Here is a 10107-nt window from a genome sequence, read left to right as displayed (position 1 = left end):
TGATGGTTTTAGGTAAACCAGGAGCAGGAAAAACCACTTTTTTAAAATATCTAGCAATGCAGTGTATTGAAGGGAGATTTCAAGCAAACAGAGTTCCCTTGTTTATCACATTAAAAGATTTTGCAGAAGCACCTAAAAAACTAGATATTTTGAAATTTATTGTTCAACTATTATCAAGCTGTGGGGGAACTCATGCCAGTGCCACAGTAGAGAAACTGTTGAAACAGGGAAAGGCGTTGGTATTGCTGGATGGGTTAGATGAAGTACGAGAGGAAGACACCAAGCGGGTTTTACGACAAATTCGGGAATTTTCTGACCTGTTTCATGCCAATCAGTTTGTAATTACCTGTCGTATTGCTGCCAAAGAATACACTTATCAAAGTTTCACAGAAGTAGAAATGGCAGATTTTAATGAAAAACAAATAGCCATTTTTGCTCAAAATTGGTTCCAATTAACTGATCCAGTTAAAAGTCAAAGATTCATTCAAAAACTAAAGGAGAATAAACCAATCCAAGAACTAGCAAGTAGTCCTTTACTTCTGACATTATTGTGTTTGGTGTTTGGAGATAGTGGAGATTTCCCAGCAAACCGTTCTGAACTTTATCAAGAAGGATTAGATGTATTGCTAAAAAAATGGGATGCCAAACGCAATATTGAGAGAGATCAGGTCTATAAAAACCTGTCTTTGCAGCGTAAGGAAGACTTGCTGAGTCAAATAGGCTTAACTACATTTGAGCAGAAAGACTATTTCTTTAAGCAGAAAACTGCCGAAGCATACATTGCTGATTTTATTCGCAACTTACGTAATGCTGACACAGATCCAGAAGTATTGAAACTCGATAGTGAAGCCGTTTTAAAGTCTATTGAAGCACAGCATGGGCTATTAGTAGAACGAGCAAAGGGCATCTATTCCTTTTCTCACTTAACGTTTCACGAGTATTTTGCCGCAAGAGAAATAGTTGCTAACTCTGCTTGGGAAAGTCTGGTAGAGCATATTACAGAGATACGTTGGCGGGAAGTATTTTTGCTTGCATCTGGAATGATGCGTAAGGCAGATGATTTATTAGTTTTGATCAAGTCAAAAATTGACTTACTTGTAGCTTTTGATGATAAATTACAGAACCTTTTACAGACAGTATATAACAAAGCTTTATCAGTCAAATATAACCATAAAGGAGCAGTAGTAAGAGCATTCTACTTGGAACACGCTCTTTTTTTTAGTTACTCAGTTCTAGATTCCTGCAATGAACTTGCTACAGCACTTGGATTTAATATTGAAGTTGATCCAGAGATAGATTTTGACGAGAAACTTACTGATGCTCTTGAAGTTGTAAACTCTGATCCATTAGAATGCCTGAGTTATGCTCTTTCTCTTAACCTTAAATTAGAACCTGAATTTAAAAAATCACTTCAAAATTTAAAAAAGCAAATTCCTTACTGTGATAATCCAGAAAAGTGGATTAAACGAGAAGATAAGACTATAAACGAATGGCTAAATGCTCTGAGAACTCTAATAATTAAATATAGAAACATTTGTTATCAAGAACAATTAAATGACGAACAAGCGGAATTAATATGGAATTACTACAATATTAATTTATTACTGCTTGATTGTTTAAACAGTGATTGTTACGTTAGCTGTGAAGTCAGACAAAAAATAGAAAATTCACTATTTTTACCAATAAAAATTAAACTTTAGTAAAAAAATATTAAAATTAGAAAATTACTAAATTTTACTCCTTAGTTTGTAATTTAATTTTTTCAATATCACTTGTGAAAAAAGATATTTGCGATCGCACTTTTACTTTTTCCGTTCGTATAGTCAAATTATGCCAGTTTTTAGATGAAAAACCAGGAGTAGCGAGAACCCTTTCTCAACAGTTGTTAAGGTCAGGAACATCGATTGGAGCTAACGTTGAAGAAGCACAAGCTGCTCAAAGCAAAGCAGATTTTATCAGCAAGCTTATGATTGCACTGAAAGAATCTCGTGAAACTCGGTATTGGTTAAGATTACTGGTTGCTTCCGAAATAGTACCTCAAGAAAAAATTGCTCAACTCCAAATCGAAGCAGAAGAACTAACAAAAATTATTGGTGCTATCATTGTCTCCACCAAAAGCACCACCTAATTTAATTCTCCCCAATTTTTAATTTTTAATTTTTAATTTTTAATTCCTCAACGGAGAGGGGGAGATTCGAACTCCCGGAGGTTTTAGCCTCATCCGATTTCAAGTCGGACGCAATCGACCACTCTGCCACCTCTCCAATAAACTGTCGAGCTAGTGTCTAGCCCACATTTGTCGGTTAGCACTAAAGCTGACAGATAATACTATATCTCATCATCTACGCAGGTTGCACTACTGGATGCGATCGCTCGTACAAAATTTCCTCTGATGCCACCTGGAAATCATCACCCACCCACACTAAGGAGGCTTGCGTCACCACACCCGCTTCTAAAGAAACCAAGGAAAAATTACGCAGCTTCTGGCCGTCATTCTCCACAATCCTGGGCACACTGGCAGCATTTAAGTAAATTGTCCCCTCTGGGCTTCTAAAGATGGGCTTTCGCAGCGTCTTGGTGTGCCGCAGACTATGGTGCATATGACCAAATGTCACTAGGGGAATATTTTTACCAGTCGCGATCGTTTGAGAAATCGCCTCACCAAAATCCGGATCGCCAAAGTCACCGCCTATAGGATGCCAGTCTTTGCCGCAGGGGTCTTCTGGGCGATCGCCTAATCCACTCGGCCCATTGTGACCTAGAAAAATAATCGTATCGCTAGCGGCGCTTTTTACCGCAGCCGTGATTTTATCTGCTGATTCTTCCAGACTGGTGACACCATACCGTTCTTTACATATCTCAGCAAATCTCCACTCCGGGCCACCCCAGGTAAAGGGACGACCTCCGACTACAGTTAAATTCCAAGCTGGGAAATCTAGCTTACCGTAGCCAACTTGCGCTGAACCCAGTAAATCGAGTTGTTCCTGTACCCAATCTTCTTTTGAGCGGTCATAGGGACACTTCTTACGTCCCCATTCTGTGGCTGTGAACCATGCATCATGGTTTCCCATTACTGCTGCTTTGGGAATGTCCAGGGAAGCGATCGCTCTCACCACTTCCACCGACTCATTGCCAAAATCTCCCACAAACAGCACCAAGTCCACACCCAGATGCTTGAGTGCAATACCATCTTCTACTTCCCATTGGTCGTGAATATCTCCAACTACAGCAATTTTCAGGGTTGTTGATTGAGTTTTTTGACTGGTCATGCGACTTTCCTTGCCGTCTATCTCCAGCATAGGAAACTCAGCCGGATTTGGACACAACTAATGGGACAACAACCGTCTACTATTTTTGGTAAAAACTACTATAATTGATTCACGAGACAAAAATCTGCAATATAAAGCACCCCCTAACTGTGTTTACCACTGCACTTGCTCAACGAGAGAAAACCCAACCGAGTGGACTACCACTAGATTTATTTGCTGCCATTGAAAGTCTTAAAAAAGAACTTAACGCGGTTATCCTGGCACATTACTATCAAGAGCCGGATATTCAGGATATCGCAGACTTTATTGGGGATTCCTTACAACTGGCGAAAGCCGCAGAAAAGACCAATGCAGATACAATTGTTTTTGCTGGCGTTCACTTCATGGCAGAAACAGCAAAGATACTCAATCCCGATAAATTAGTACTTTTACCAGATTTGAATGCTGGTTGTTCTTTAGCAGACAGTTGTCCAGGAGACGCATTTGCAGCTTTCAAAGCGGCGCATCCCGATCATATAGTGGTTTCTTACATCAACTGCTCTGCTGAAATTAAGGCGATGAGCGATATTATCTGCACCAGTTCCAACGCTGTGAAGATTGTGCAGCAGATACCAAAAGACCAACCGATTATTTTTGCTCCCGATCGCAATTTGGGGCGATATGTTATGGAACAGACTGGACGAGATTTGGTACTGTGGCAAGGTAGCTGCATTGTCCATGAAACCTTTTCGGAAAAGAAAATTGTGCAGTTAAAAATTGCCCACCCAGAAGCAGAGGCGATCGCACACCCAGAATGTGAAAGTAGTATTTTGCGTCACGCCAGCTTTATCGGCTCTACAGCAGCTTTGCTCAGTTATTGTCAAAAAAGCCCTACAAAGGAATTCATCGTTGCTACAGAGCCTGGGATTATTCATCAAATGCAAAAACTAGCTCCTGACAAGCATTTTATTCCTGCCCCACCGATGAATAATTGCAATTGCAACGAGTGTCCTTTTATGAGATTAAACACTTTAGAAAAGCTTTACTTAGCGATGAAAAATCGCACACCTGAAATTACTATGCCAGAGGATATCCGCGTTGCGGCCTTGCGTCCTATTCAGCGAATGTTAGAGATGAGTGTGTAGTTTTGACAATTTGTAGAGATGCGATCGCGTCTCTACAGAAAGTTAATTTTATAGAAGTTGAATATTAGCTTTGGGTTAGGTGCTTGTGTAAAAGTAGCTCTTGCAGAGTTGGATCGTACTGCTTCATTGTCCGATTTCTCTCCTTTCCCATAGCATGTATAATCTAAGAATGATGAAAGACTTAGTATGATGTGTAAAATCGTAGCTTTTTTAAAGCATAGGAACACATAGTCTTTCCTAAAAAATTCGCTGCGAATTAATGAAACGCTGCACTTAAAGTTTACTTTTATCTGCTTCTTTCTGCGCTGCTTCACTATATTTTTTGTATAGCTTAGTGCGGATCTGAGCTTCTTGATAGCGGCTATGTTTGAGTGACACCTTACCCATTAAATCTGAAGCTTGTTGCCACCTAGCAGCTATTTCTAGCCACTGAGTTGAGGTTGTGGCTGTTTTACCAGATGCAGAAGCTTGAATAGCAATTCGCACTCCTACTGTAAAAGGATCGTTATCGTCAGATGGGACGGAAGAGCTATTTTTTGCAGTCAAGGATGACTTTTGCGTTTGACTATTATTAATATTTCCTGTGGCTAAAGATTGGGGATTTTCTATTTGCAGTAAGTTCTTCAGTTTATCTCCTAACTGGGCATAAACAACCCAACCTAGCAACAATAATGAGCATAAACTCGTTGCAACTAATAGCCCTGTTTGGTGAGAATTTTTGTGTTTGTCTTTATTAGTAAATACCGAAGTACGAGAAAGTTTCGTCTTAGGAAAATTTATTTTTACTACTTCAGTTTGGGCTGCTGTTAAATCTGTAATTAGCTGCTTAAAGATATTTGGCTGAGCTAATGTAATTTCTTGTGACCAAAGTAATTGATTCTCAGGATCGTTAGTAATTTCCTTCAGCCAAAGTAATTGCTCTTCCCGAACGATTCGACTATTGATATTAATCCGACGAATGTTCCGGGGTGCGGTTGACTCAAGAATTTGTTGGATTTGCTCTACTAAGACAGATTGTTCAAGTTGCTCTTCCTTAGCCCCCTCACACAGAAGTTGTAAGACTCCATCGGCAAAAATAGCTCTAGTTCTGACACCAGAGTTGGCTAGCTTTTCATTCAATAGTTGAATAATTGCAGCCACGCTACCTTGGTGAGCTTGCCAAGCGATATCGTTTATCCGATCTACCATTTGAGGTTTAGCGATCGCTCTTTCACCCTGACTGATTAACATACTCATTAAATTTAGGGACTTTGTTCTACTGATCTTTACCTTGTCTTCGATTTTACGAGTAAAAAGCTGAGGTCGCCACATAAAATCTTAAAAATAAAGCCCCTCCTTGACTCAGTAAGAAGGCTCTATTACTATCAGCAAATGTAATGCTTTTACACTTATGCTGACAGAAAAACTATTTACGTAATAATACGCTATTTTTGAGCGATTCTACTTGAGTACAAGTATTGTTCACTAATTTTAAAGCTGAAGGGCGATCGCTCTTTGAAGAAAAACTTTTTGTTTTACTGAATTTGACTAAATAAGATCGGGATTAACACCGAGCGATCGCAGTTGTTCCTTCAACCTTTCCACCTGTGACTCAGCTTGTTGCCTTGCTATTCTTTCCTGTTTTAGCGCCTGTGCTAATTCTTCAGGAATCAGCAACTTTTCCCCAGTATCCTCTCGATAAAAACCAATTAGTTGTTCCTCTAGTTGTAAACGCAGCTGCAAAGGTTCACATCGACTGTCTGTAATTGGCTCATACGCCTCGTTTCGCAGTCGATACCCTTGTAGTTTCTCCTTTATCCACTCACCCTTGGGGTCAAATAACCAATACTCCAGCACGCCTAACTGCTCATACAGCGTCTTCTTAAAGCCTGTGTCCTGATTTCTAGTACTCTCAGAAGTCATTTCAAAAATAACCACAGGTACTTGTCCCTCTTCCCAAATCTTGTAATTGTCCCGACCCCCAGGCGCAACATTAAAAATTACCATCACGTCTGGAGCTACCCGTAATTTAGGGAATCCTTGAGCATAGTAGAGAAACTGATTACTCAGAACGGTTGCTTGCTGACCCTGCAAATACTGCCTTAAAACTTCCAAAGTTACCAGCAAGGCATATAAATGAACATAACTTTCAGCCAAAGGTTCACCATCCGAGCTTGGGTAAAAAACCTCTGTTGATTGAGAAGAGGGTAAGAGGCTAGTCATAATTAGCCACCTTTGTTGAACAGAATATTGGGTGATTCTATTATGTTAACGACAACAGCGATCGCATCTATATTGGTTGAAAAGTAGGACTAGCGCTCTCCCTTGTAGAGTTCGCAAGGATGAGAGACGCATCGCCCAAACTTTATACAAGTTGCTCAAGCAAAGATTTTTCGGCTTCTTCTGGTATTTCTGTAACTGTTGAATCAAATACAATTACATGATTTGCAGAGGGTAGCAGTCGCTGAAGAATTTGGAAATAGGCATCTGCATCATGACGACGATGAAACCGAGCTACTACCTGCCGCTGCATATTGGGTAATTGCCGGATAATACACCAAGGATGACTATTTAATTTTGGCTTCGAGGTTGGTATCATAAATTCATTCTCCCCACTTTGTGGGGTTTGTTAGGAATAGCGATCGCTCTGTTAGTTTTCCAGGCTGAAGGAGCGATCGCTTTTGATGTACACAGATATTGTCGGGCGCATATGCACCCTTGTCAACCACAAAATGGGCTATTTTAGGTTACGAATTCGAGAACTGGCTCAACAGAAGGGTTGGACACTGAAAGAAGTTGCTGACCGTTCTGGAGTCAACTACAACACTGTTAAAAGCTATGTACAACGTGATGTCTTGAATACAGTTGATTTGAGTGCAGTTTATAAGATAGCCCGTACTTTTGAAGTGACAATTGAAGACTTGATGGAATTAGTAGAAGAGTAGGCGATCGCATTCCTTACAAATTCTCTAAAAACTCTTCAACTGAAACACCAGCTTGATTTAAGATGCTTTTGAGCGTACCAACTGCTACCGTTTTATTGTGCAGAAGTACAACACAGCCTATTTCAGTGACATTCTGATTTTCATCAACAATCTGCTTTTTTAAAACTATATAACTTCCTCGTTATCTTACTAGAACAAACCCAAAGCATTCTAAAGCACGAATAACTTCAGAAGCAGGTACTCGTGGTAGCTTAGGCACTCATTACTTCAAATGTAGTTAACAAACGGGGACTACTTTCAGGAAGAGGAAATTCTTCTAGGTAAAGCTCAGTTGCTTCTTTAAGATTAGCGATCGCCTCTTCAATTGTTTTGCCTTGGCTAGCCGTTCCCACTTCTGGACACTCAGCCACGTAGACATCTTCTTCCCAATGTAAAATTGCCGTTAAGGTGCGAGTCATAAAACTAAGTCAGTGAGGCTTATTGTGGAATAGGATAAAGTCGCGAATGTAGTAAACATCAAAAATGTTAGTTTCTTATAATGTCGCTCATATCAAACCGTATACAAAGCAGCCTCCACTGCATCAGCTATCTTGACAAAAAGTTCCTTACGTTTCGCTTTATCCATACCTATCAGAGGCTTACTGGGAGAGTGACTGAGTCTTGTCAAATCTGCAAGGGCTAACAATTACTGGCAAGATCAAAGTTAGTACAGTGGACGGCTCAGCAAACTTTCTGCTTGGTTCACCATTACTTAACACTGCTGAGATCAATTGTTATATTTCTACATTATTTTTGTCTGTATGGGCGATCGCTTCTAATGGCAGAATCACTGTAAATGTAGAGCCTTTCCCCTGCTGTGAAACTACTTTAATCTCACCGTGCATTAACTCAACTAATCGCGACACAATCGCCAAGCCCAATCCTGTACCATCAGAACCTTGCACTTGTGGATCGTTTACTGCACGAAAATAGGGATTGAAAATTTGTTTTTGGGCATCTGGAGAAATACCAATACCTGTATCCATAACAGAGATTGCCCATTGCTGTTGAGATTCTTTCCAGCACTCTAAACGGACTGTACCATATTCTGTATATCGAATTGCATTGCTAAGCAAATTTGTGATAATTTGCTGAACCCGAAGCGGATCGGTAATAACCTGTTCTGGAGCGCGATCGCAATCAACAACCAAGGATAATTCTTTAGCGCGCGCTAGCGGCTCAATTATCTCTACAATTGAGTTGATTAACTCAGGCACACCAGATAGAGTCGGCTGTAATTTCATCGTACCAGCATCGTAACGCGAAATTTCCAGAGTGTCGTTGATCAAGCGGAGAAGAAGCCTGCCACTTTTTAGGACGCGCTCAATACTTTCGATATTTGAATATGAATCCTGAACTTCTGGTTGTTGACGATGCTGGCGTAGAAATAAGTCTGCGTAACCAATGATTGAAGTTAGGGGTGTTTTGAGTTCGTGAGCCAAGTGAGAGAGACTATCTTTACTAGCGCGAACTAAACGAGTTAGCTCTTGGTTAGTCAACCGCAACTGATTTTGAAGTTGTTTCAGCTCTTGTAGTCGTCCATAAGTATAGCTGTTGAAACAACGGGCGATCGCTTCATCAATTACTGTATCAATCACGCGAACAGCCCGTAACAGTTCAACAGAAGATGCCTGTATTAAATCTTCTTCCAAAAAAGAAAAAATAACGAACCGCAGCAAACGATACTCTCGCGCAATTTCTGCTGGCTCGAATCCCTGTTCTGCACGAAGTGTACCGTGTTCCAGACTTGCATCCACTACCGTCTGTAAATCGCTTTTTTCAGATTCCGAAAGTACTGTTGCTAATGCTTTCAAAACACGGGGTAAGCTATCCTTTACAGCTTTAAAAGTAAGCTCTTTAGTGGCTTCAATTTGTTGATCTTGGTAAACTGCTTCTACCCAGCGATCGATAATGGCATCACTTTTCTCAATTAAAGTCTGGCTAAAATCCATCTTCTACTCAACCAAACACAGTAAGCGCGAAGGTTCTTCAGCTAGAGGTAGCTTAATGTGTTTAATGTGGCGATCGCACCTTACGGAAGATGGAAGTTATTGAAAATAGAGCTAACTAATGCCTAATAAAATTAGATGAGGAGCAAGTATTTGCAGCAAAAAGCCCCCTCTCGTCTATCAAAGGGGGCTTTTAGTTTAGTATAATAAACCTGGCACAGAGCTATTGTGGCGTAGGGCAACCCCTAGACTATCGTGGCCGCAGCAGCGTTTCACCTCTGAGTTCGGGAAGGTATCAGCGTGGTTCCACCGCGCAATCAGCACCAGGAAAACTTGTTGGGTACAAAACCCTGAAGACTGCAAGTAACGCGAAATATTGACCAATTGTTGTGAGGTCAAGCCCTCGGTCTGTTAGCACGGCTCGGCTACGCACATTACTGCACTTCCACCTACCGCCTATAAACGGGTGTTCTGCCCGTGACCTTACCTACTTACGTAGTGAGAGCACTCATCTTGAGGTGGGCTTCCCACTTAGATGCTTTCAGCGGTTATCCGCTCCGCACTTGGCTACCCAGCGTCTACTGTTGGTACAATAACTGGTACACCAGCGGTGCGTCCTTCCCGGTCCTCTCGTACTAAGGAAGGCTCCTCTCAATGCTCTTACGCCTGCACCGGATATGGACCGAACTGTCTCACGACGTTCTGAACCCAGCTCACGTACCGCTTTAATGGGCGAACAGCCCAACCCTTGGGACGTACTTCCGCCCCAGGTTGCGATGAGCCGACATCGAGGTGCCAAACC

General features: G+C 41.2%; 10 protein-coding genes, 1 tRNA gene and 2 rRNA genes. 4 read left to right on the top strand and 9 right to left on the bottom strand.

What is annotated here, in order from left to right:
• Both RMY31_RS06670 and RMY31_RS06665 read left to right on the top strand, forming a co-directional pair.
• On the top strand, positions 1 to 1700 hold a 1700-nt coding region (locus RMY31_RS06670), incomplete at its 5' end, for an NACHT domain-containing protein (protein WP_409877510.1).
• A 74-nt stretch (positions 1701 to 1774) separates the two neighbouring features.
• Complete coding sequence (locus RMY31_RS06665; protein ID WP_322667250.1) at positions 1775 to 2128, top strand: four helix bundle protein; 354 nt, start codon at positions 1775 to 1777, stop codon at positions 2126 to 2128.
• A 51-nt stretch (positions 2129 to 2179) separates the two neighbouring features.
• Here the strand turns inward: RMY31_RS06665 and RMY31_RS06660 are convergent.
• A tRNA-Ser gene (locus RMY31_RS06660) sits at positions 2180 to 2264 on the bottom strand.
• Positions 2265 to 2342: 78 nt separating this feature from the next.
• Positions 2343 to 3269: a TIGR04168 family protein gene (locus RMY31_RS06655; protein ID WP_409877508.1), complete on the bottom strand. Its 927-nt coding sequence runs from the start codon at positions 3267 to 3269 to the stop codon at positions 2343 to 2345.
• A 149-nt stretch (positions 3270 to 3418) separates the two neighbouring features.
• Here RMY31_RS06655 and nadA point away from each other — a divergent pair, with 149 nt between their 5' ends.
• The gene (gene nadA / locus RMY31_RS06650) at positions 3419 to 4393 is read left to right on the top strand and encodes a quinolinate synthase NadA (RefSeq protein WP_322667254.1); all 975 of its coding nucleotides are present in this window, start codon (positions 3419 to 3421) and stop codon (positions 4391 to 4393) included.
• Positions 4394 to 4666: 273 nt separating this feature from the next.
• Here the strand turns inward: nadA and RMY31_RS06645 are convergent, their stop codons facing one another.
• The 3 genes from RMY31_RS06645 to RMY31_RS06635 form a co-directional block, all read right to left on the bottom strand.
• Positions 4667 to 5629: a hypothetical protein gene (locus RMY31_RS06645; RefSeq protein WP_322667256.1), complete on the bottom strand. Its 963-nt coding sequence runs from the start codon at positions 5627 to 5629 to the stop codon at positions 4667 to 4669.
• 291 nt (positions 5630 to 5920) lie between these two features.
• Positions 5921 to 6595, bottom strand: a complete 675-nt coding sequence (locus RMY31_RS06640) for a Uma2 family endonuclease (RefSeq protein ID WP_322667258.1) — start codon at positions 6593 to 6595, stop codon at positions 5921 to 5923.
• Between the two features lie 142 nt (positions 6596 to 6737).
• A complete protein-coding gene (locus RMY31_RS06635; RefSeq protein WP_322667260.1) occupies positions 6738 to 6971 on the bottom strand; it encodes a hypothetical protein in 234 nt (77 codons plus the stop codon).
• Positions 6972 to 7104: 133 nt separating this feature from the next.
• Here RMY31_RS06635 and RMY31_RS06630 point away from each other — a divergent pair, with 133 nt between their 5' ends.
• Positions 7105 to 7317, top strand: coding sequence for a helix-turn-helix domain-containing protein (locus RMY31_RS06630; RefSeq protein WP_322667267.1), 213 nt, complete (start codon positions 7105 to 7107; stop codon positions 7315 to 7317).
• A gap of 251 nt (positions 7318 to 7568) precedes the next feature.
• On the opposite strand, the gene RMY31_RS06625 is transcribed toward RMY31_RS06630, so the two are convergent.
• The 4 genes from RMY31_RS06625 to RMY31_RS06610 all read right to left on the bottom strand — a co-directional run.
• A complete protein-coding gene (locus RMY31_RS06625; RefSeq protein WP_322667262.1) occupies positions 7569 to 7775 on the bottom strand; it encodes a type II toxin-antitoxin system HicB family antitoxin in 207 nt (68 codons plus the stop codon).
• Between the two features lie 315 nt (positions 7776 to 8090).
• A complete protein-coding gene (locus RMY31_RS06620) occupies positions 8091 to 9308 on the bottom strand; it encodes a sensor histidine kinase (RefSeq protein ID WP_322667264.1) in 1218 nt (405 codons plus the stop codon).
• Between the two features lie 207 nt (positions 9309 to 9515).
• Positions 9516 to 9633 (bottom strand): 5S ribosomal RNA (gene rrf, locus RMY31_RS06615).
• 63 nt (positions 9634 to 9696) lie between these two features.
• Positions 9697 to 10107: ribosomal RNA gene (locus tag RMY31_RS06610) — 23S ribosomal RNA — on the bottom strand; the annotation flags it as partial.

It is taken from the genome of Dendronalium sp. ChiSLP03b (genome assembly GCF_034531165.2).
In the GTDB taxonomy this organism is placed as follows: Bacteria; Cyanobacteriota; Cyanobacteriia; order Cyanobacteriales; family Nostocaceae; genus Dendronalium; species Dendronalium minutum.
The sequence above is the reverse complement of the archived record's forward strand: the minus strand, read 5'-3'. Positions and strand labels throughout refer to the sequence as shown.

What these genes read in the sequence shown, in the direction of transcription:
- RMY31_RS06625 (WP_322667262.1), bottom strand. Translation starts at nt 7,775, where the DNA reads ATGACTCGCACCTTAACGGCAATTTTACATTGGGAAGAAGATGTCTAC.
- RMY31_RS06640 (WP_322667258.1), bottom strand. Translation starts at nt 6,595, where the DNA reads ATGACTAGCCTCTTACCCTCTTCTCAATCAACAGAGGTTTTTTACCCA.
- RMY31_RS06655 (WP_409877508.1), bottom strand. Translation starts at nt 3,269, where the DNA reads ATGACCAGTCAAAAAACTCAATCAACAACCCTGAAAATTGCTGTAGTT.
- RMY31_RS06630 (WP_322667267.1), top strand. Translation starts at nt 7,105, where the DNA reads ATGGGCTATTTTAGGTTACGAATTCGAGAACTGGCTCAACAGAAGGGT.
- RMY31_RS06645 (WP_322667256.1), bottom strand. Translation starts at nt 5,629, where the DNA reads ATGAGTATGTTAATCAGTCAGGGTGAAAGAGCGATCGCTAAACCTCAA.
- RMY31_RS06620 (WP_322667264.1), bottom strand. Translation starts at nt 9,308, where the DNA reads ATGGATTTTAGCCAGACTTTAATTGAGAAAAGTGATGCCATTATCGAT.
- RMY31_RS06635 (WP_322667260.1), bottom strand. Translation starts at nt 6,971, where the DNA reads ATGATACCAACCTCGAAGCCAAAATTAAATAGTCATCCTTGGTGTATT.